This window comes from Rhodococcus sp. IEGM 1406, assembly GCF_030056745.1.
GTDB lineage: Bacteria > Actinomycetota > Actinomycetes > Mycobacteriales > Mycobacteriaceae > Rhodococcus_F > Rhodococcus_F erythropolis.
In genome coordinates this window covers 1,207,562-1,228,543 of the sequence record NZ_JASHKO010000002.1, presented here as the reverse complement: position 1 = coordinate 1,228,543, position 20,982 = coordinate 1,207,562, and the positions used below count along the sequence as shown (strand labels likewise).

Sequence of the window (20,982 nt, the reverse complement as noted above, 5' to 3'; positions counted from 1 at the left end):
CCGTCAACGGGAAGCCACGGTCGCAGGGTAGGCGACACGGGCAGCGATGCTTTCGCTGAGGTCTTGGATTTCTGCGGCGAGGGCATCGCGGCTCTTCGTGTCCGACTCGTGAACGAATGTTGTCGATCCCAGTGTGGCGCCGCAGTATTCGATGATGCCGCGCTCGATCTGTGTCCGGAAGGCCTCGTACACACCGTGGCGTTCGAAACTCTCCGCGTCGTCACCCGCGACCGGGATCAGGTGGACCGTGAGTCGGTCCAGTTTCTTCACGAATTCGCTTCCCGGGGTGAACTCGTACGCCCATCCGCTGACGAAGACTCGATCGATCCAACCTTTGAGTAGTGCGGGCATCGACCACCAGTACATCGGAAACACGAGAATCAGATCGTCTGCTCGATCGATTCGGTCCTGCTCTGCTACAACGTCGGCCGGGGGAGTCCCCTTGCCGCGGAACAGGTTCACATCGGCTTTGGAGAATCGGGGATCGAAATTCTCGGCATGTAGGTCCGCGATGTCGACATCGCCGCCCAGGTCGCGGATCGCGTCGGCGGTAGAACGGGCGACATGCTGGGTAAGTGACTGTGCATCGGAGTGGGAGACTACGACGAGTGTGGTCATGAGCGTTCCTTCGGTAGATGGTGCGCTTATGTACTAAGAGTAGGTTACTATTGGTATATAGCGCAAGGAGGTGTCCGATGGCACGAACGAGACTGTCGCGGGCCGACAGGTACGAACAACTCGTGGAGGTGTCGTGGGCACTGGTGCGAGAGGAGGGCGCGGATGCGCTGACCCTCGGCCGGTTGGCTGAACGTGCCGGCGTTGCAAAGCCGGTCGTCTACAGCCATTTCGCCTCCCGCGCTGCGCTGTTGGCGGCCCTCTTCAAGGAATTCGACGATCGTCAGACGGTGATGCTCGGGGAATACCTCGAAGCTGCGGAGGAGTCTGTGAACGGGCGGGCGAATGCCATCGCCGACTCCTATGTCGGGTGTTCACTGGCACAGGGGCGTGAACTGACGGGAGTGCTTGCAGCGCTGGAGGGCTCGCCCGAGCTGGAGCAGGTCAAGCGCGAGTCGGAACGCGCCTATTCAGAGCGTTGTCGCGAGGTGCTGGCTCCTTTCAGCGCCGACGGGCTTGGACAATCATCGATGACTGCGATATTCGGTGCTGCAGAGGCCCTCTCGCACGCGGCGGTAGTCGGAGTGCTCTCGCCCGAGGACGCCAAAGGTGAACTTGCCGCGCTGATCGTCGCGGTTGTGGCAGGCCATCGCTGACTGGGTAGTGCGGTGCAGCCGTGATCTCATCGCCTACAGGTGCCCATCCAGTTCGAACCGCTCACGCACGGAGTCGGATATCGCTGTCAGAGTTCTGACGAACGCGTCGATCGCGGGAGCAAGTGGAGGTTTCCCGTAGGTTGCGACGGAGACAGTGCGTCGCTCGCCGCGAATGCGGTGTGCGCGGATACCCGGGTTCTGATGTGCATGGAGAGCGAGGGCAGGAAGGGTGCTGACTCCGCTTCCGGAGGCGACCAGCGCTTGGACCGCGACGTAGTCGTCGGTCTCGAACTCGATCCGTGGAACGAACCCAGCTCGATTGCAGGCGGTGAGAAGGTGGGCGCGGCAGCTCGGACAGCCTGCAATCCAGGTCTCACCGGCGTAGTCCGTGATCTCGTTGGCGGCATCTGCATTCCGAGCAGAGGTGATCAGGTACAACGGATCGTCCAGCAACGTCGTTTGGGTGACGTGCTTGAGCCCCACATCCGGGGTATCCGCGTGTGCGAAAACGACAGCTACGTCGACGTCGTTGTTACGAAGCATTGCAAGTGCTTTGGGTGGTTCTGCATCAACGAGGCTGATGGACACGTCGGGGTACTGGGACGTGAACGCTGCCATCGCCTGCGGAATCAAACTCGCCAGGGCTGACGGGAATGCGGCAAGTCGTACCCGCCCCGCCCTCAGTCCCGCGTACGTTTCGACTTCGGCTACGGCAAAGTCGACGTGACCGAGAATTTCCGTGGCGCGCCGAACCAGTACCGCACCGGCATCCGTCAGACGTAGCCCACGACCGGCTCGCTGGAACAGCGGAACTCCGACTTCCGATTCGAGCTGTCGAAGGTGGTGGCTGATGGAGGGCTGCGCGTAACCGAGAGAATCGGCGGCGGCTGTCACCGATCCTTCCTGCGCGACAGCGACCAAGACCCTCAGCCTAATCAGATCGAGCATGCCGAAATCATAGAGGATTTCGATGCTTTCGACGAAAAGATGTATTGGACCTATGAATCGGTGTTTGACAGGGTGATCCACATGGCACAGGCACCTGATCTCGCGGCAACAACCGGGCTACAACCACCCACATGGGCGGACATTCAGCGTGCAAGTCAGGTTGTCCGACGCCACCTACCGGTCACGCCCCTGATATCGCACCCGACCTTGGGAGCGGGCTCGTGCAGCCAGTTGTTCGTCAAACATGAGAACGTGCAACCCACAGGTGCGTTCAAGGTTCGTGGTGGACTGAACTTGGTGGCTGGACTCGATGAGCCGACGCGGGCTCGAGGCATCATTGGCTACTCGACGGGAAATCATGCTCAGTCCCTGGCGTATGCCGCAGCGGATGCGGGGGTGCGGTGCGTAATTGTGATGCCGGCTGGGGCGAATCCGGTCAAGGCTCACGCTGTCCGCATGCTTGGGGCCGAGCTCATCGAGCACGGCGCAAACTTCGACGAGGCACGCGCTCACGCAGAGTTCATCAGCGAACGTGACGGCCTGCGTCTCGTCAGCGCCGCCAATGAGCCGGCAATCCTCGCCGGTGTTGCCACGGCGTACGTCGAACTCGTCGAGCAGCAGTCAGATCTGGACGCCGTGGTGGTCCCCGTCGGTGGTGGCAGTGGTGCGGCGGCCGCTTGCCTCGTCGCCAGTGCGCTTGCACCGCACCTGGAGGTCTTCGCGGTGCAGTCGGAGGCCGCACGAGCGGCGCACGACTCGTGGACTTCCGGCACTTGTGTCGAGCGCCCGAACGCCACTCGTGTCGAAGGGCTCGCGACCGGGGCCGGATTCTCATTGACTCAACGTGTCATGCGAGAACGGCTAGGTGGTTTCTTGCTCGTCACGGACGATGACATCACCCTCGCGCAGCGGGCTCTCCTTTTCGACGCACACACTTTGAGTGAGGGCGCCGGTGCGGCCGCACTTGCTGCGGTCCACGCACATCCGAACACCTTCGCGGGTAAGCGTGTTGCCGTCGTCTGCACGGGCGCCAATGCCTCCGAGAGCGAGATCCGCAGGGTCGTCAGCTAATTGAACTCGTATTCGGAACAATGTGCAGTGTCAGCGAACTGACGGAAAGCCGAAGTACTGTGTGCCAATGACTTCACCCCGAGAAAAGTCACGTACTCTCAATATTTGCGCACTCATGCTGGTCGTCGGTCTTCTTGGATTGATCGTGAGTTTCGGAGTGACCTCACGTTGGGGGTTCCCAGCGTCCGCATCGGAGCTTTGTAGATCAAGTTCGTATGGAATCGGATTACTCGAAGAAACACGATGGGCCTGGATCCCGTTTCCCGTAGCCTCTTGCAAGGCAGTGGATTTCGATTCTTCCGCAGTTTACTTCGCCCTCGGATGGGAAAACTCGATCACTGCCGCAGTATCGATCGCATTCATCGCCATGGCTCTGAAAGTCATTTGGGGTGCAGGAGTTCAGTGATGCTTATGTGCCCGGCCTTGGGTTCGTTCGGAAGGCTGACCGGCACAAGCCCCATACTTTCCCGACGCTCGTTGACCGAAAAGACATACTGGGCAAATTCAGGCTTGACGTGCACGTCCGGAAACTGTGCCCGAAGTTCGCCCACGATCTGATAGCCCTCGTCGTACCAGTCGAAAACGTTGATCCCTGGACGCCACCTCGGTCGCATCGCGAAGCCGTCGATCTCGGTCACAAAGAACTTTTGGAAGCGATCAGTCCACGCCAGTATTTTCTCTCCAAGTTCGTCGTCGATCCCCATTTGGCTCGGGAGAACAAAGGGCTGATGCGCCCGAATGATTACCAGTTCACTCGAAGGCCATAGCGAACTGGGATGACCATGGTCAGGATAGATTCTGATGACCAACACTGCAGATCCCTTGCGGTGGCCAACACGCTACGAGGCGAAGTCACACCACCGGTCACCAGTGCGTTCCGGGCACGAGTCGGGCGGCGCGTCGGCCGAGTTTGCGGATGCGCGAGCGTGAATGGCGCTGACGCGACGGTGTTGCCGAAACGTCTGACGGAGTTTCTTTGTCTACCTGCCCCTTTGCCGCCGGGGAGTCTGGGAAGGCCTGGTACATCTGGTTGAGAATCCGGTCCTTGGTGTGCGGTGCGAACAAGGTTCCCAGATCACCCAGAGTGCCCAGTGGCACGTCGATGCGCTTGGGGCGTTCGATCAGCGCGCGGATCACCATTGCCGCAGCCTTTTCCGGGCTGGTGATCGGGCCGTTGTTGTATTCGCCGGTCGGAGCGATCATCGGCGTTTCGACCAGCGGCATGTGGATGGTCGTGAAAGTGATTCCGTCCGCCAGGGTTTCGGAGGCAGCTACGTCGGAGAAGCCGTCGAGGGCGGCCTTGCTCGCCACGTAGGCTGAGAATCTAGGCGTTGCCGCCTGGACTCCCGCGCTGCTGATGTTCACGATGTGACCGAAGCGGCGAGAACGCATGGTGGGCAACAATGCGAGCACCAATCGCACAGCGCCGAAGTAGTTCACGGCCATTGTTCGTTCGTAGTCGTGGAAACGATCCGTGGAATGGTAAATGCCGCGCCGAATGGATCGGCCGGCGTTGTTGACCAACATGTCCACGTGATCATGTTCTGTCAGAATGCTTTTGATCGTGTGCTGGACCGACTCGTCGTCGGTGATGTCGCAGGGATAACCGAACGCTTTGCCTCCGCTTGATCGAATCTCCTGTACCGCGGCATCGAGTTCGTCGGTGCGGCGTGCGATCAGGAGAACTGTGGCGCCTTTCTGGGCGGCGGCGATGGCAGAGGCCTTGCCGATTCCGGACGAGCCACCGGTGATCAGGACTATCCGCCCGACAAGTGGTCCTTCGGGATGGTTGCGACGTGCGCGATTGGGATCGAGGTTTGCGCGCCAGTACTTCCACAAGACCGTCGAGTAGGAGCCGAACTCGGGGACCGTCAGGCCTGATCCGGCGAGGGCGGCAACGGTTCTCTCGGAGGTGAAGGTCGGCGCCATCGTCATGTTGTCGAGCAACGCTGCAGGCATGCCGATGTGATCGAGGAAGACTTTCCGTGCCGATTCTGCCGAGTCCATCGGCAATGGCGAGACAAAGGGTTTGGCGATCACGCCCGGCAGGCTGAGCGCGGGCCGCGGTGCTCCGGCGGCCTTGGCGAGGCCGGCATAGATTTCGCGTACCGGTTGAGGTTTCGGATTGACGAGATGGAATGCTTCGCCGTCACGGCCGGGCACATGCATCAACTCGACGAGGGCAGCGGCCACATAATCGACCGGCACCACGTTGGTTGCCCCGAGGTTGGGGATCGGGACAGGTAGTGCTGCAGGTAGTTTCGCGAGTAGCGCCAGACCTGGGAACAAGTAATACGGTCCGTCGATCTTGTCCATCTCTCCGGTGACGGAGTTGCCGACCACGGCAGACGGCCGATAAACACGCCAGGTGAGGCCTTCTCGTTCTCGGACGAGCTTCTCGGCTTCGAACTTGGTTCGGTGGTACGGCGTCGGAAAGCCTTGGCCGCAATCGAAATCGGTCTCGCTGAACGTGCCCGGATAGTCGCCTGCGACTGCGACCGATGACACGTGATGAAGGGTGGCTCCCAGTTTCGCAGCAAGTTCGACCACGGAGCGTGTGCCCTCGACATTCGTCGAAGCCTGCTCGTCTCCGGCCGTGATGTCGTAGATCGCGCCGAGGTGAAGGACATGGTCGGCCGGCGGGGGAGAGTCGATGCCCAGCTCGGGCTCGGTCAGATCGCCAACGAGCGGATGCACTCGATCGCCGCCGGGAATTGCCGACACCTGTCCTTCGAGTTTTGCGACAGAACCCGCTCTGACCAGCACGTGGATCTGAGCAGTTTCATCATGCTCGAGCAGGAGCGGTAGTACAGCTCGTCCGAGGAACCCGGTACCGCCAGTGACGATGTATGTGGCCATGGTCGGTAACTTACTCCAAAGTAAGATCGACGGCTAGAGGGAGCCGGACATCAGTGCGTCATGACGCCATCCTCGGTGTCGAAGTCGATGCCCGCGGCGATGATTCCGGAAAACAGGAACGCGACGGCAAGTGCAAGAGCGGGGATTGCAAGGATCCATTCGAAAATTGTCATGCTCCAAGTCTGACGAAATCAGCTTCGAAGAACATCGCCCTGCGGAGCGATTTAGGCGATCGGGCAGTCATCCTCGAGGACGACTGCCCGATCAGGGAAATCCACTAGTGCGTGATCAGCGGCCCGAAATCAGTGGCCGATGCCGACCTTCGCGTGAACTTTTTTCATCCAGGCCGGAGCCCACCAGTTCGCTTCGCCCATCAACTTCACCAGCGAGGGCACGAGCAACATGCGGATGATGGTCGCGTCGACGATCAGCGCGACGATCATGCCGACGCCCAGGAACTTCATCACCGACAACCCGGACATCGCGAATGCCCCCGTCACCACGATCAGGAGTAGGGCGGCGGCCGTCACGATTCGGCCGGTGCGTTCGGTTCCGAACTTGACTGCTTCCTCCGTCGTCGCTCCCGCGTTCTTGGCCTCGACCATCCGGGACATCAGGAAAACCTCGTAGTCCGTGGACAATCCGAACACCACCGCCAGGATGAGCACGACGAACGTCGCCTCCAGCGGAGTTTGACTGACCCCGAGGAGTTCGACGCCGTGACCGTCCTGGAAGACGAAGGTGAGGACACCGAAGGTGGTCGCGAGGCTCAGCGCGGCCATCAGTACCGCCTTGATGGGCAGGACCACCGAACCGAACGCGAGGAACAACAGGATCAAGGTCGATCCGACCATGATGAGGATCATCACCGGCAACCAGTGCAGGACGGCGTTGTTGCCGTCGTCGACCATGGCTTGACCGCCACCGACAAGCAGCACTGTTCCGTCAGGAGCGGAGATCGCACGCAGATCTGTCACTGCGGTGCTCTGTGATTGGGGTGTAGAGCCCTCGCTGTAGAGAGCCTGAACCGCGATGAGTTGATTGGTGCTCGCGACGACGGTCGCCTGACCGATGCCCTCGACCTGACCGGCGGACTCGGCGATCGCTGCACCTTCGGCCGGGGTGAGAGTGTTCCCGTCCTCGGCCTGAAGGATCATCGTCGCGCCGTTGCCGGTCTGCGGGAAGTCGTTGACCAACGTGTCCATTGCGACGCGAGCGGGGTCGTTGTCCGGGAGTGCGGTGTACGAGAGTTCTCCCAAACGGGCACCGAGCAGCGGCGAGGCCATCACGAGCAGCACGGCCACGATCGTCACCGAGACCGCGACCGGACGCTTCATCACCCACGTGACGACGCGGCCCCAGAACTTGCGCGAGCGTTCCTCGCCGCGTTGCGCCGCATCCTTGCGCCACGTCAGGGCGTTGATGCGATGCCCCAGAATGGCAAGCAGCGCAGGCACAGCGGTCAGCGACAGAACTGCCGCGCTCAGTACTGCTGCGATCGCACCGAAACCCAAAGACCGGATGACGGCCTGCGGGAAAACGAGCATGCCGCTGAACGCGCAGATCAGCAGCAGACCCGAGAACATGACGGTGCGACCCGCGGTCAGAACTGTCCGCTGCGCAGCCGCTCCCGGGTCCGAGCCCGAATTCAGTTCTTCACGGAACCGACCGACCACGAACAGTCCGTAGTCGATTGCAAGTCCCAACCCGAGAAGAGAAGCGACGTTGATCGAGAACGAGGACACATCGGTGATCAACGTGAGGATTCGCAGAACCGCCAAGGCGCTCAAGACACTGAGTACACCCACGAATACCGGAACCGCCGCAGCGACGATGCCGCCGAAGATGAAGACCAACAGCACCAGAGTGATCGGAATGGCGATGGCTTCGGCGACCACCAGGTCCTTCTCGAGCTTGGTGTTGAATGCGACGCCGACGACGGTGTTACCCGCGAATTGTGCCTCGGCACCTTCAACTTCGAGCTTCGGCAAGAGATCTGCGAAAGTGGCCGGTGTGACGCCCGAGTCCGGTGCCAACGTGATCGCAACGGCCGCCATGGATCCGTCGTTCGAGAGCAGGCTGGCCTTGGCCGCGGCGTCTGTTCCCCAATACGACTTCACCGACGCGGTCGGCACTTCCGTTTTGAACTGGTCGACGGCGGCCGTCACTGCCGGCCCGATGTCGTCGAGGGTCTTACCGTCTGTGGGTGAGTAGATCGCGATGATGTCCGGGGTCTGCGGTCCGAGATTGTCTTCGATGATGTCCGCAACCTTCGCGGAGTCGCTGCCCGGATCGATGAAGCCGCCCTGGCTGAGCTTGCCGAACACTCCGAGTCCCCACACCCCACTGATGAGAACTATCAGAACCGCGAGGCTCAGTACCCACCATTTCCGGGCGACGACGGTTTGGGCCCAGCGTGTCATGTATCAACTCCGGTGTGTGGGGGCGTCTGGCCAGATCGACTGTAGTGGGCGTTTGGTCTTGAATCGGAAACGTCATGCATACTGCTCGAAGCACTTGCAAGCCACGCGTGTGGGGGAAGCCGGTCCGAATCCGGCGCTGACCCGCAACGGTAGGTCGATTCTCGGTAGTCACCGAGCGTCGGCAAGCCCGATTACCCACCGCGCGGTGTGCGACATCCATTCGTCGTGGTCTACGAAAAGGAAGTCCAGCAGGAGCTCTGGCCGAGTATCAGTGTGCGGGCGGAGTTGTCTGTCGGATTCTCATTCGTGGCTCAGAGCCCTTACGAGGTCCCCGTGTCACTTCAGTTCTCCCCGTCCCGCGCCGCCGCCGTTCTCATCGCGGTCGCCTTGGTTTCGGCAGGTTGTTCCAAAGGCCAGGAATCAGAGTCCGCGTCTGCTGCGGAATCCTTCGCACAGCCTGTGTCCGTGACCAACTGCGATCGAGAGATGACCTTCGACTCGCCGCCGCAGCGCATCGTGTCCTTGAACGGGCATGTCACCGAGGCGCTCATCGAAATCGGTGCGGGTGACCGGATCGTCGGTCGGGCGTACAGCGACAACCCGCCAACTGCGGAGACCGCCGATCAATTCAACAAGATTCCCAGCCTCTCCGATACGTTCCCCAGCATGGAGCAGGTCCTCGACGTCGATCCGGACTTCGTGGTCGGAGGAATGACCAGTGCCTTCAACGAGAAGCAAGGCCGTTCCCGAGACGCTTTCGGCGAGCGCGGAATCAACACCTTCTTGTTCTCCGAATACTGTGGCACCGGTTTCCCTGACATCGGATTGCTCGAGAACGACTACACGCAACTCGGTCGAGTCCTGGGCGTTGAAGATTCCGCCCGCGAGGTCGCAGAGGAGATCAGCGATGGTCTCGATTCCGTCCGCGCTTCGGTCGGGGACGCGGCGCCGGTACCGACCTTCTTCTACGACAGTGGTGACCAGGTTCCGACGACTATCGGCGGAGTCGGCGTCGGTCAATTGGTCGCGGAATACTCCGGCGTGTCGAACATCTTCGCCGAAGGGACAAAGCCCTACATCGACGCATCGTGGGAAGCTGTTGCCGAGCGTGCACCCCAGGCGATCGTGGTCATCGACTACGGCGACAAGACGGCCGAGCAGAAGATCGACTTCCTCCGTGCCCAGCCGTTGATGGCGACCACCCCTGCTGTGCAGCAGAACCGGTTCGTCGTGGTTCCTCTCGCAGACCTGTTCGAGAGTTCACGGTTGGTGCGTTCGGCACAGACCATCGCAACAGCCTTCCATCCGGGCGCTGACGCGGCAAAGTGACCCGCACGCGTTACGGGTACGGCGCCCTGCTTGTCGCCTTGTTGGTCGCCTTGGCGATCGTACTGGGGTTGGCTGTCTCCTTCGGATCGGTTCGCATCCCTGTCGGTGACGTCTGGGCGATAGTCGGAGCCCGTTTGGCACCAGGGACTTTCGAGACGTGGTGGACCGCGGCGCGGGAGTCGATCGTGATCGATTCTCGCCTACCGCGCGCCCTGACGGCTGCGGTGGTGGGTGCGTCCTTGGCGATGTCGGGTGCTGTTGCTCAGGCTGTCACACGGAATCCTCTTGCCGACCCGTATCTGCTCGGAGTTTCGTCGGGTGCGGGATTCATGGTCGTGCTCGTGTCGGTGCTGGGTTTCGGCGCCGGCCTCCTCGGGGTTTTCACGATTCCGGTCGCAGCATTCGTCGGGGCGATGATCCCGTTGTTTCTCGCACTGCTGATCGGCGGCCGGTATCCGCAGCCGACCGCGATCATTTTGGTGGGTGTCGCGCTCGCCCAGATATTCTCGGCACTCATCACCTTTTGCATCCTGGTGTTGGCCGATGATCGGCACGTGACGTCGGTGATGCACTGGATTGCCGGCGGATTCGGTGATGCGCGATGGTCGACGCTGATCTTCCCGTCGATCACGCTGGTCGTCGTCGGTACCGCCCTTCTGTTCAGTTCGCGGTGGATGGACGTCTTGCAGACCGGTGACGACGGGGCTGCTGCCCTCGGTATGAACGTCCGACGGTTCCGAGTGTTGTCCTTGCTTGCGGTCTCCGTACTGGCGGGCGCGGCAGTCAGCGTTGCCGGTGGAATCGGATTCATCGGCCTCCTGATCCCACATCTGGCCGGTTTCATCGTCGGCACCAGAGCAATTCGACTGCTCCCTGCTGCAGCCCTTCTGGGCGCCGTCGCGATGGTTGCCGCGGATACCGCTGCGCGCTCGGTGGCACAATCCACCGAAGTTCCGGTCGGAGTGATCACCGCCCTCGTGGGTGCACCGATCTTCGTCTGGATGCTCTACCGGCAGTATCGGAGGCTCGAACAGTGACGCAGACCAGAACAGTGACACAGGCCAGAACAGAGACACTCCCGAAGGACGCCGAAGCTGCGCCTCTGCTCGAACTCGTCGAGACCCGGGCGCGGCTTGGCAACCGCGAAGTCCTGCGCGGCATCACTTTCGCGGTGACGTCCGGTGAAATATTGGGCTTGGTCGGACCCAACGGCAGTGGCAAGACGACGGCGCTGCGCTGCTGCTACAACGCTTTGACTCCGACAGGTGGCGCAGTTCTGATCGATCAAGCCGACTCGACGACGCTCTCGCGTAAGGACATCGCCAAAACCATCTCGGCGAGCGTCCAGGAACCTACTGTCTCGGCAGGACTTTCGGTTCGTGAATCGATCGCGCTCGGACGAACTCCGCACCGTAGCTGGTTGGACCGAAGCACTGAGCGAGATACCGCCATCGTGGACCGGTGCATCGAGCAGGTTGGTTTGGTCGAGCTTGCCGGACGCGACGTGTCCACCCTGTCGGGTGGTGAGCGGCAACGTGTCTCGATAGCGCGCGCGTTGGCTCAGGAGCCCAAGGTTCTGTTGTTGGACGAGCCGACCAATCATCTCGATCTTCGTCACCAGTTGATCGTGATGGAATTGCTCGCCGAACTTGCGTCGGCGGGGCTCGCGGTTGTGGTCACGATGCACGATCTACGGTTGGCAGTCGAGTACTGCGACAACCTTGCCGTGCTCACCGAAGGTGAACTCCGCGCGTGTGGGTCTACGGTCGAGGTGTTGGACGAGCCGTTGTTGGCCGAGGTTTTCGGCATCAAGGCGCGAGTCGAACGCGGAGTACGTCCGCGGATGGAGATATTGGGGCTGGCATGACGGAATCGGTAGCCGGGATCTACGCCCGTATGGCATTAGCGGTGCCGTTCTTCGACAACCTGAGCGCGTATCCGGATACGGTGCCCGCGGTGTTGATGACCGACCCCCAGTGGTTGGCAGCACGTGTCGCTGATACGGCCGAGCGATGGGGGAGTGCGGACAGCCGAGTGAACGGCACATTGTGGTGGTACTCGGCCAGTTCCACGCTGACTGGCATTCCGATCGGAACCGGAATGGTCACCGGGTTCGCGGCCGATCCATCGTTGAACGGTGGGCGGATCTTCTTGCGTGACAACGGCTATCTGGGCGGGTTTGCTGCCGGATCGGTCATTCCGATCTCGCGGAGTGTGGCGGAGTTGGGCCACGCGATGCTCCGCTCACTCAGTCCCGTGATCGAGGTACTCGCCGAGGTGTCCGGCGTTCGGCAGCAGGCGCTGTGGGCGATCGCGACGGACTCCATCGCCAATCGCAGCCTCGACGCCGCCGGTAGCGCGAGGGAGCGCGGAAGTGCATTTGCTGCCGGTCTGATCGATGTTCTCCGCGGTGAGAACCCGGGCATTCCCGTCCCGCGTTTCGTCGATGTCGGCCGCAATGAAAGTGTTGTGCGCGTTTCTAATCCGTTGACACCGGTGGCATCAGGGCGACGCAGATTCACGCAGCGGGCATCGTGCTGCCTGATCTACGAGGTGCCAGGTGAAGGCAAGTGCACCAGTTGCCCGAAGCGCGCACCCGAAGATCGGGTGCGCGCCTTGGCTGCTCTGGTGTGACTGGACCCAGGCTTTTACCGGGTCGGGTTTGGTCAGGTCAGTGAGCTGCGACCTTGGAACGGTCGAGTCCCAGCGCGTCGGTCATCGTGAAGAACAGATCGGTCTGGTCAGTGAGGCCGCTGACATTGGCCGCGTGCGGGCCGAAAGCTGCTACGCGCAACTGAGTTCCGGTATGCCCTTCGGATTCGACGGCCGGATCTTCGGACGTTCCGTAGCTGATCGTCATCTCCGAGCCGTCCTTCGTGGTCAGCTTGCGGGTCAGACCGGGGTAGACGATTTCCTGGGCGCGCTCGACCGGGATGTTCTGGTCCTTGGCGATGGTGGCGATGTCGTCTGCGCTGACGTTGGTGACGATCTGGCTGGTGTGAGCGTGGTCGGCTGTGACGATGACCAGGGTTTCTCCGTCGGTCTTCGCAAATTCGAGTGCCTTCTGCACAGCTTCGTCGAGGTCGACGGTTTCACCGATCTGACCGCACGCGTTGGCTGCGTGATCTTGCTTGTCGATCGAGGCACCTTCGACTTGGAGGAAGAATCCGTTGTCGTTGACCTTCAGTAGGTCGATTGCCTTCTGCGTCATGTCCGCGAGCTTCGGTACGTCGGAGGTTCGCTTGGGGTTGTCGATGCAGGTCTCGGCGGGCTGCAGGTAACCGTCGCGGGTGGCGACAGAGCCTTCCCAGCGGACGGGCATGTTGCCGTCGGCGAACAGCCCGAGCACGGGTGCGTCCTGATCGGCCTTGCCGACCTCGTTCATCTCGGCGGCATTCTTCACCAGCTGGTAGCCACGAGCGGCAGCTTGCTCGTTGAGGGTCTTGCCCTGCCAGTCACCGGCTTTCGCGGTTTCAGCGAAGGACTTGGCGCCGCCGGCAAAGGTGACGTCGGCGCGGGTGTCGAGGAGCTGTTCGCTGATCGACCCCTTGCCGCCGTTCTCGATGGCGTTCTCCGGGCAGGACTTGGACGTCGCCTCGGGTCCGTAGCACTTGCGGCCGCTGACGTGCGCGACCTGCACTGCGGGGGTGGCGTCCTGTACCTCGGCGGTGGAGACGTTGCCGGTGGCCTTGCCGTTCGCCTTGGCGATCTCGAGGACGGTCGACTGGGCCTGCCCCTTGATGTCGACGGAAATCGCGCCGTTGTAGGTCTTGGTGCCGGTGGACCATGCCGATCCACTGGCAGCGGAGTCGGTGACGTAGTCGGGCTTGCCGTCCTTGGTCAGTGCGTAGTGCGTGTACTGGCCGGTGATCGGCAGGGCGTCGAGGCCGGCGAAGCTGCCAGCAGCACCCTCGGCGTAGTTGCGCGCGGCGGTGATCTCCGAGTCGCCCATGCCGTCCCCGATCAGGAGGATGACGTTCTTCGCGCCGGACGCGTTGACGGCGTCACGCACTGCGGCCGACTGATCACCGTCGATGCGGCGAGCACCACCGTTCGAGGACAGTTCGCCGGTCGCGGCGCGATCGACGGTCGTGCCGTTCGAACCTGTTGCCTCGTCGGCACTGCTGCTGCAGCCGGCGGCGGCCAGAACGGCGACGGCGCCGGCGACGGCCGTCAACCTACGTGTGTTGCGCGAGAACGACATACGAGTAGTACTCCTGGAAACAGTATGGATGGAGATTATGAACGCCGCTAATGATCTGGGGCCAAAGTGAACGGAGTGCAGACATGCGTACATCTGAATGTGACGAGACGGTGAGGGTTGAGATTCGCTCTGTTGACTGCGGGTGAGTGACCTGTCAGACTGAATCTGCATCGAACATCAGTTCGATGCATGTGGTGCGTCTTCCCTTTCGGCATCCTCGAGCAGTCGGTCGTCCCGTGACGGCCGGCTCGATCAGGTGCGAGGTCAGTGTGGGTTGGGGAAATGGGCCGCCGACGTGGTCCGAGATGGAACGGGTGCTGTCCGGACGGCCAGGCCGCGTGGAACACGAGGATTTGTTCCCGGGCGACGGAAGTGACAGTCCCGCCTGGTCACGAAAGCGCGGCGAGTATCACGCAGGCGAACTCACTCGTGGCACCGGCGTGGTTCCTTACGCAGAACTGCACGCTCACTCGGCCTTCAGCTTCCTCGACGGCGCATCACCGCCGGAAGAACTGGTCGAGGAAGCTGTGCGTCTCGGGCTCGAGGCGATTGCCGTCACCGATCACGACGGGTTCTACGGCGTGGTGAGGTTTGCGGAGGCTGCGCGTGAATGGGGAATGCGGACCGTGTTCGGGGCCGAGTTGTCGCTCGATTCGGTACCCAGAACTGGGACGGCAGATCCCGGTGGAACGCATCTTCTGGTACTTGCCCGTGGGCAGGAAGGATATCGCCGTCTTTCGCGGGAGATAGCCGCCGCACATCTGGCGGGCGGTGAGAAGGGCAAACTGCAGTACAACTACGACGCGCTGACCGAAGCCGCCGGTGGGCACTGGCAGATCCTGACCGGGTGCCGCAAAGGTCATGTGCGGCAAGCCTTGACGTCGGGTGGTCGCGAAGCCGCGGCGGAGGCCTTGCAGGATCTGGTCGAGCGTTTCGGGGCGGAGCGAGTGTCGGTGGAGCTCACTCATCATGGGTTGGCGGAGGACGACGAGCGCAATGCCGTTCTTGCAGAACTGGCGAGAGAACGTGGACTACGTACGGTGGCGACCACCGCCGCACACTTCGCCGCTCCTCCGCGTCGACGCCTCGCCATGGCAATGGCAGCTGTGCGGGCGCGTCAAAGCTTGGATGAGGCAGCTGGATGGTTGGCTCCGACCGGCGGAGCACACCTGCGGTCCGGCGCGGAGATGGCAACGCTGTTCTCGCTCTATCCCGAGGCTGTCAGTGGTGCCGCCGATCTTGGTCGTGAGTGCGCTTTCGATCTCAAGCTCATCGCGCCCAAATTGCCACCGTTCGACGTTCCCGCCGGGCATACCGAGGCGTCCTGGTTGCGTGAGCTGACCATGGTGGGTGCGCTGGAACGCTACGGACCCCCGGAAGGTGCACCGAAGGCATACAAACAGCTCGAACATGAACTTGCCATCATCGAGGGATTGAACTTTCCCGGATACTTCCTGGTCGTGCATGACATCGTGTCGTTCTGCAAGAACAACGACATCCTCTGTCAGGGAAGGGGTTCCGCTGCGAACTCTGCGGTGTGTTACGCGATCGGCATCACCAACGTCGATCCGGTTCGCAACAAATTGCTGTTCGAGCGGTTTCTTGCGCCCGAGCGCGACGGCCCACCGGATATCGACGTGGACATCGAGTCGGATCGCCGGGAAGAGGCGATCCAGCACGTGTACGCGAAATACGGGCGTACGTATGCCGCGCAGGTAGCCAATGTCATCACCTATCGAGGAAAGTCGTCGGTGCGGGACATGGCTCGCGCGCTTGGCTTTTCGCAGGGCCAGCAAGATGCGTGGAGTAAGCAGGTCGGCCGGTGGGGTGGTATCGACAAGAATGCGGATACCGATATTCCGCGTCCGGTACTCGAACTGGCGGCGCAGATCGAAGGCTATCCACGGCACCTCGGTATCCACTCCGGCGGAATGGTCATCTGTGATCGTCCTATCGCCGACGTTTGCCCGGTGGAGTGGGCGCGGATGGCCAATCGCAGTGTCCTGCAGTGGGACAAGGACGATTGTGCTGCCGCTGGGCTGGTCAAGTTCGATCTACTCGGGCTCGGCATGCTCTCGGCTTTGCATTACATGATGGATCTGGTGGCCGAACACAAAGGCATCACAGTCGATTTGGCGCATCTCGATCTGTCGGAAACAGCGGTGTACGAGATGTTGCAGCGGGCAGATTCGGTAGGGGTGTTCCAAGTGGAATCACGTGCGCAGATGGCGACACTGCCGCGTCTGAAGCCTCGAAATTTCTACGACCTGGTGGTCGAAGTCGCACTCATCCGTCCCGGGCCGATTCAAGGCGGATCAGTCCATCCGTACATCCGCCGGCGCAACAAACTCGAACCTGTGTCCTATGACCATCCGTCGCTCGAGAAGGCACTCGAACGCACATTGGGGGTTCCGTTGTTTCAGGAACAGTTGATGCAGATGGCCGTCGACGTTGCGGGTTTCACGCCGTCCGAGGCCGATCAATTGCGTCGGGCAATGGGATCGAAACGTTCCACCGAGAAGATGGAGCAACTGCGAGCGAGGCTGTACCAGGGCATGCGAGACCTACATGGCATCGGCGACGAGGTTGCCGACCGAATCTACGAAAAGCTGTACGCATTCGCTAATTTCGGTTTTCCGGAAAGTCATTCACAGAGTTTTGCCGCACTGGTCTTCTACTCCTCGTGGTTCAAGCTTCATCACCCCGCCGCGTTCTGTGCCGGGCTTCTGCGAGCGCAGCCGATGGGTTTCTACTCACCACAGTCCCTGGTCGCCGATGCGCGCCGGCACGGAGTGCAGGTACACGGTGCAGACATCAATGTCAGCCTCGCGCATGCCACCGTCGAGGCAGGTGGATTCGAGGTTCGGCTGGGACTGGGGGAAGTGCGCAACATCGGCGATGCGCTCGCCGAGAAAATTGTCGAACAGCGCGACCTCGGTGGACCGTTCACGTCGTTTCTCGATCTGACCGGTCGGGTGGAACTGACTACCGCGCAAGCTGAATCGTTGGCGACTGCCGGCGCGCTTGCCAGCTTCGGCATCTCGCGTAGAGAAGCGCTGTGGGCTGCGGGCGCTGCGGCAGGGGAGCGTCCGGACCGCTTGCCCGGTATCGGTGCGTCGGTCACAGCTCCCACCCTTCCCGGCATGGGCGACGTCGAATTGGCGGCAGCGGATGTCTGGGCGACAGGAGTATCTCCCGACACGTATCCGACACAGTTTCTTCGCCCACAGCTCGACGCGCTCGGCGTGGTGCCGGCTTCGAGGCTGCTCGACATCCCGGACGGCGACCGTGTGCTGGTAGGGGGAGCGGTCACACACCGGCAGCGTCCGGCCACAGCTGCGGGCGTCACGTTCATCAACCTCGAAGACGAAACCGGCATGGTCAATGTCGTGTGTTCGGTGGGGTTGTGGGCAAAGTACCGAAAACTGGCAAATACGGCGCCGGCGTTGCTTATTCGAGGAAAGGTGCAAAATGCGGAAGGCGCTGTCACTGTCGTGGCAGACCGGATGCAGCTGATGGATCTGCGAGTCACAGCCAAGTCGCGAGACTTTCGCTAATGCCCGATTCTGCTCGGAGTTTTGTGCCGAGAGGACAAATGTGGAGCTCAACTCTGACCTCCGAGCATATGGCGCGGGTCACAATCCCTACCTAGGGTTGTCGCTTGAGCGGCCATCGAATCGCCTGGCACCGCCACGACCAGTGGCCTCGCTGGTGAATATTGTCGCCTTCCAAACATGCTGAATCCAAAGCACTTCGAGTTGAAGAGGAACTCCATGAGCACAGCGATTCTCGTCGCACACGTACACCCTGCCGATCCGTCTTCGGAGGACGCGTTCAACCGCTGGTACGACGACGTGCATATTCCGCAGGTCGTCGAACGAGTGCCTGGAGTTGTCTCCGCCTCCCGATTCTTCCTGGCGGATGTGCAGTTGCTGCCCGAGGATGCATTGCCCGCGCGCCGCTACCTGAGCATCTATCAACTCGACACGGAAGATCTCGCGGGCACGGCGCAGGCGTTGGGAAGTGCTTTGGGCGACGGGACTCTCGACATGTCCGAGGCCATCGCGACTACCGGCGACACCGGACCCGAATTGCTTTTCTACGTCCCGACCGAGAACTGAAGGGGAACGCTGACATGTCCGATCTTCTCGCGAACAAAGTTGCAATTGTCACCGGCGCAGGTGCCGGAATCGGCGCCGCCATTGCCCGGGCATTCGGGGCGGAGGGCGCGAGCGTCGTAGTCTCCGACATCAACGGTGACGCAGCACAGGCAGTGGCGGACTCGATCGACGGAGCTATCGCTGTCACCACTGATGTCACCGACGAACAGCAGGTCAAGGATCTCGTCGCCAGGGCGGTCGAAGAGTTCGGCGGACTGAACGTCGTAGTACCCAACGCCGGCATCGCCACCACGACTCCGCTGATCGAGACCTCGTTCGAGGACTGGCGGAAAGTCATGTCGGTCAACCTCGATGGAGTGTTCTTGACCGTCCGTCATTCGCTACCCGCGCTCGTCGCATCCGGAGGCGGTTCGATCGTGAACATCTCGTCGATCTCGTCGACCACCGGGTCGCCCTTGATCGGTAGCTATGCCGCCGCCAAAGCAGCAGTTCGCAATCTCACCGAAACCCTGTCAGCCGAACTTCGCTTCCACGGAATCCGAGCCAATGCCCTGCTACCCGGATTCATCGACACAGACCTGGTCAAGAGTCACCAACAGGATTTCGAGAACGCACTCGGCCTCGAGTCCGGCGGCTTCGACGACCTGATGGTCACGAAGCAAACCCGCTACGGCCGGACCGAGGAAGTCGCCGCCGCCGCAGTGTTCTTTGCGAGCGACCAGTCGTCGTGGTGCAACGGCAGCAGCCTGGTTCTCGACGGAGGGTTCACCGCTTCTCTCCTCTGAGCAGCAGAACCCTTTCCGAACGTCACCCGAAATCGTCAATCGTGCGAGGATCCACACCATGACCAACCGCGCTGTATACGTACTTCCGCCTGGAGGGTTGAACAACCTCGAATCGAGGACGATCGAGACGCCAGGGCCAGGTGCGGGTGAGGTGACGATCGCGATCCGCGCGAATTCGCTCAACCACCACGACTACCTCGTGGCGACCGGCGAGATACCGACCGACGGCCCTCGCATTCTGTTGTCCGACGCAGCGGGCGAGGTAGTTGCCGTCGGCGACGGCGTCACACAGTTCGGGGTCGGGGACCGTGTGATGAGCACCTATCTGCCGCATTGGCGCAGCGGTGCACCGGATTTCGACGGATTCGGAAATTCACCCGGTGACGGCGTCGACGGGTTCGCCCGTGACACCGTCACCGTGCCGGTATCGGCAGTGACGTCGATGCCGCGAAACTACACGTACGAAGAAGCCGCTACCTTGCCCACTGCGGGCTTGTCCGCGTGGCGTGCATTGTTTGCCGGCGTCCCGATCATCCCAGGTTCGTCGGTGTTGATTCCCGGGACCAGCACGGTAGCGCTGTTTGCCGTCCAGCTTGCCAAAGCTGCTGGAGCTCAGGTGATCGCAACCTCGTCGGCTCCCGACAAGATGGCTCGATTGACCGAGCTCGGTGCCGATCACGTGGTCAACTACCGTGAGCGCCCGGACTGGGGATCGGAAGCGATGCGGCTCAGCGGCGGGATCGACCTTGTGCTCGACGTGGGCGGGCCGTCCACCCTCGGTCAATCTCTGTCGGCAGTCCGACCAGGTGGCCGGATCTGCGCGCTGGGCATCATGAACGGCCCGTCGTCGTCGATCGACCTGACTTCGCTACTGACCAAACAGGTCACCATCGAAGGTGTTCTGGTGGGCAGTCGTGCACATCAGGAGGAGATGGTTGCAGGGCTGGAGAGCCTCGCGCTTCGTCCCGTCATCGATTCGTCGTACCGTCTGGACGATCTTGCCGAGGCGTTCGAGCAGCAGAAATCCGGGCAGGCCTACGGCAAGATCGTCATCACAAACCCTTGATCGCTTGCCGGTCCCAATGGGGATCGGTGAGGATTTCCGCCGAGTCGCCGACAAACGCACGTCCGGCAGTCTGGTCGCCGCTGAGGGCGAACCTCAGCCACGCGGTCAGGTAACCCCGGAATCCTTCGCCGTCGGCGGCCCAATTGTGGCCGACGCCAAGTAGTCTGCCCCGGACCGCCGGTGCTGCGGTTTTGTCGAAGTACTCAGCTTGTGGATCGGCGGTGGAGACCGGATCGTCGGCGCCGGTCATGAAGAACGTCGGCCCGGTCAACTTCGCCACGTCGACGACATCGACAGGTCGCGAAGCCCACCACGGGTCCGGCAGGTCGAGCACCGCAGTGGCGGTGATCAGATTCGCCGACTGCGTTGCAGCGTTGATCGCGCCACCTGCCCCCTGGGAGTGCCCGACCGAGGCGATGTTGTCGGTATCGATCCTCTGGTGAAAAATGCTCTCAGCGTTGGTGTTCTGATCGACGAGGTACTGAGCGGCACCCAAGATTTCAGTACCGTCGCCGGTCACACTGCTGTCGGCCACCACAACAACAAAACCCCACGACGCAAAGTGTCGGAGGAGGGCCTCGTACTCTTCGAACGTCGCGTAGCTGCCGTTGCCGAACGTGATGACGGGATGCCGCTTGCCATCAGCGGACAAGTCGGCTGGGTAGAACAATTGGTATCCGGGAACCGAATCGGCAGCCACCTCGTGCGCACCCTGGGCTGCGTACAGATCGCTGATCGACTCCGATGCGATGGATTCGGTAGTCGCGGCTTCGGGAGCGGCCGGAACCCCCGCACTGGCGTGTGTGACGGCACCCGATAGTGCCAGAACAAAAGATGCGGTCACGACGGCGATCGAATGTGTGGTCCGAGAAGGCATGGGTACAAGTATGTCTTGTACCCATGCG

At 61.6% G+C, this 20,982-nt stretch carries 18 protein-coding genes and 1 riboswitch; of the genes, 10 read left to right on the top strand and 8 right to left on the bottom strand.

Annotation, left to right across the window (positions count from 1 at the left end):
- Positions 1-3 precede the first annotated feature (3 nt).
- A complete protein-coding gene (locus QM596_RS15120) occupies positions 4-618 on the bottom strand; it encodes an NAD(P)H-dependent oxidoreductase (RefSeq protein WP_283309267.1) in 615 nt (204 codons plus the stop codon).
- Positions 619-695: 77 nt separating this feature from the next.
- On the opposite strand from QM596_RS15120, the gene QM596_RS15115 reads away from it, so the two are divergent.
- Entirely contained in the window at positions 696-1,271 is a 576-nt protein-coding gene (locus tag QM596_RS15115; protein ID WP_283309266.1) for a TetR/AcrR family transcriptional regulator, read from the top strand.
- A gap of 33 nt (positions 1,272-1,304) precedes the next feature.
- On the opposite strand, the gene QM596_RS15110 is transcribed toward QM596_RS15115, so the two are convergent.
- A complete protein-coding gene (locus QM596_RS15110) occupies positions 1,305-2,219 on the bottom strand; it encodes a LysR family transcriptional regulator (protein ID WP_283309265.1) in 915 nt (304 codons plus the stop codon).
- An 81-nt stretch (positions 2,220-2,300) separates the two neighbouring features.
- Between QM596_RS15110 and QM596_RS15105 the strand changes: the two genes are divergently transcribed.
- Positions 2,301-3,290 carry a threonine ammonia-lyase gene (locus QM596_RS15105; protein WP_283309264.1) on the top strand — a complete coding sequence of 330 codons (990 nt, stop codon included), beginning with the start codon at positions 2,301-2,303 and terminating at the stop codon, positions 3,288-3,290.
- Between the two features lie 380 nt (positions 3,291-3,670).
- Here QM596_RS15105 and QM596_RS15100 read toward each other — a convergent pair whose 3' ends face one another.
- From QM596_RS15100 to QM596_RS15085, 4 genes are all read right to left on the bottom strand, one after another.
- On the bottom strand, positions 3,671-4,102 hold the full coding sequence (locus QM596_RS15100) for a hypothetical protein (RefSeq protein ID WP_283309263.1): 432 nt from the start codon (positions 4,100-4,102) through the stop codon (positions 3,671-3,673).
- 52 nt (positions 4,103-4,154) lie between these two features.
- Positions 4,155-6,149, bottom strand: a complete 1,995-nt coding sequence (locus QM596_RS15095; protein WP_283309262.1) for an SDR family oxidoreductase — start codon at positions 6,147-6,149, stop codon at positions 4,155-4,157.
- A gap of 50 nt (positions 6,150-6,199) precedes the next feature.
- Positions 6,200-6,322: a hypothetical protein gene (locus QM596_RS15090; protein WP_256063593.1), complete on the bottom strand. Its 123-nt coding sequence runs from the start codon at positions 6,320-6,322 to the stop codon at positions 6,200-6,202.
- A 129-nt stretch (positions 6,323-6,451) separates the two neighbouring features.
- Positions 6,452-8,572 carry an MMPL family transporter gene (locus tag QM596_RS15085; protein ID WP_020906965.1) on the bottom strand — a complete coding sequence of 707 codons (2,121 nt, stop codon included), beginning with the start codon at positions 8,570-8,572 and terminating at the stop codon, positions 6,452-6,454.
- 69 nt (positions 8,573-8,641) lie between these two features.
- Positions 8,642-8,789: riboswitch (cobalamin riboswitch) on the top strand.
- Positions 8,790-8,905: 116 nt separating this feature from the next.
- Between QM596_RS15085 and QM596_RS15080 the strand changes: the two genes are divergently transcribed.
- From QM596_RS15080 to QM596_RS15065, 4 genes are read left to right on the top strand one after another with little or no spacing between them, the layout of a single operon-like run.
- Positions 8,906-9,901: an ABC transporter substrate-binding protein gene (locus tag QM596_RS15080; protein ID WP_283309343.1), complete on the top strand. Its 996-nt coding sequence runs from the start codon at positions 8,906-8,908 to the stop codon at positions 9,899-9,901.
- On the top strand, positions 9,898-10,938 hold the full coding sequence (locus tag QM596_RS15075; RefSeq protein ID WP_113683062.1) for a FecCD family ABC transporter permease: 1,041 nt from the start codon (positions 9,898-9,900) through the stop codon (positions 10,936-10,938). The genes QM596_RS15080 and QM596_RS15075 overlap by 4 nt, the downstream gene beginning before the upstream one ends.
- Complete coding sequence (locus QM596_RS15070) at positions 10,935-11,768, top strand: ABC transporter ATP-binding protein (RefSeq protein ID WP_020969107.1); 834 nt, start codon at positions 10,935-10,937, stop codon at positions 11,766-11,768. The genes QM596_RS15075 and QM596_RS15070 overlap by 4 nt, the downstream gene beginning before the upstream one ends.
- The gene (locus QM596_RS15065) at positions 11,765-12,535 is read left to right on the top strand and encodes a (2Fe-2S)-binding protein (protein ID WP_211917107.1); all 771 of its coding nucleotides are present in this window, start codon (positions 11,765-11,767) and stop codon (positions 12,533-12,535) included. Before QM596_RS15070 ends, QM596_RS15065 begins: the two co-directional genes overlap by 4 nt.
- 37 nt (positions 12,536-12,572) lie before the next feature.
- On the opposite strand, the gene phoA is transcribed toward QM596_RS15065, so the two are convergent.
- The gene (gene phoA / locus QM596_RS15060; protein ID WP_021343627.1) at positions 12,573-14,105 is read right to left on the bottom strand and encodes an alkaline phosphatase; all 1,533 of its coding nucleotides are present in this window, start codon (positions 14,103-14,105) and stop codon (positions 12,573-12,575) included.
- Positions 14,106-14,374: 269 nt separating this feature from the next.
- Between phoA and QM596_RS15055 the strand changes: the two genes are divergently transcribed.
- The 4 genes from QM596_RS15055 to QM596_RS15040 all read left to right on the top strand — a co-directional run bounded on the left by QM596_RS15055 (position 14,375) and on the right by QM596_RS15040 (position 20,077).
- A complete protein-coding gene (locus tag QM596_RS15055) occupies positions 14,375-17,662 on the top strand; it encodes an error-prone DNA polymerase (protein WP_283309261.1) in 3,288 nt (1,095 codons plus the stop codon).
- A gap of 216 nt (positions 17,663-17,878) precedes the next feature.
- On the top strand, positions 17,879-18,226 hold the full coding sequence (locus QM596_RS15050; protein WP_007727425.1) for a hypothetical protein: 348 nt from the start codon (positions 17,879-17,881) through the stop codon (positions 18,224-18,226).
- A gap of 14 nt (positions 18,227-18,240) precedes the next feature.
- Entirely contained in the window at positions 18,241-19,011 is a 771-nt protein-coding gene (locus QM596_RS15045; protein ID WP_020906972.1) for a glucose 1-dehydrogenase, read from the top strand.
- A gap of 58 nt (positions 19,012-19,069) precedes the next feature.
- Positions 19,070-20,077, top strand: coding sequence for a zinc-dependent alcohol dehydrogenase family protein (locus QM596_RS15040; RefSeq protein ID WP_283309260.1), 1,008 nt, complete (start codon positions 19,070-19,072; stop codon positions 20,075-20,077).
- On the opposite strand, the gene QM596_RS15035 is transcribed toward QM596_RS15040, so the two are convergent.
- Positions 20,064-20,954, bottom strand: a complete 891-nt coding sequence (locus QM596_RS15035) for a poly(ethylene terephthalate) hydrolase family protein (RefSeq protein ID WP_019747639.1) — start codon at positions 20,952-20,954, stop codon at positions 20,064-20,066. The two genes, QM596_RS15040 and QM596_RS15035, sit on opposite strands and share 14 nt — an antisense overlap.
- Positions 20,955-20,982 lie beyond the last annotated feature (28 nt).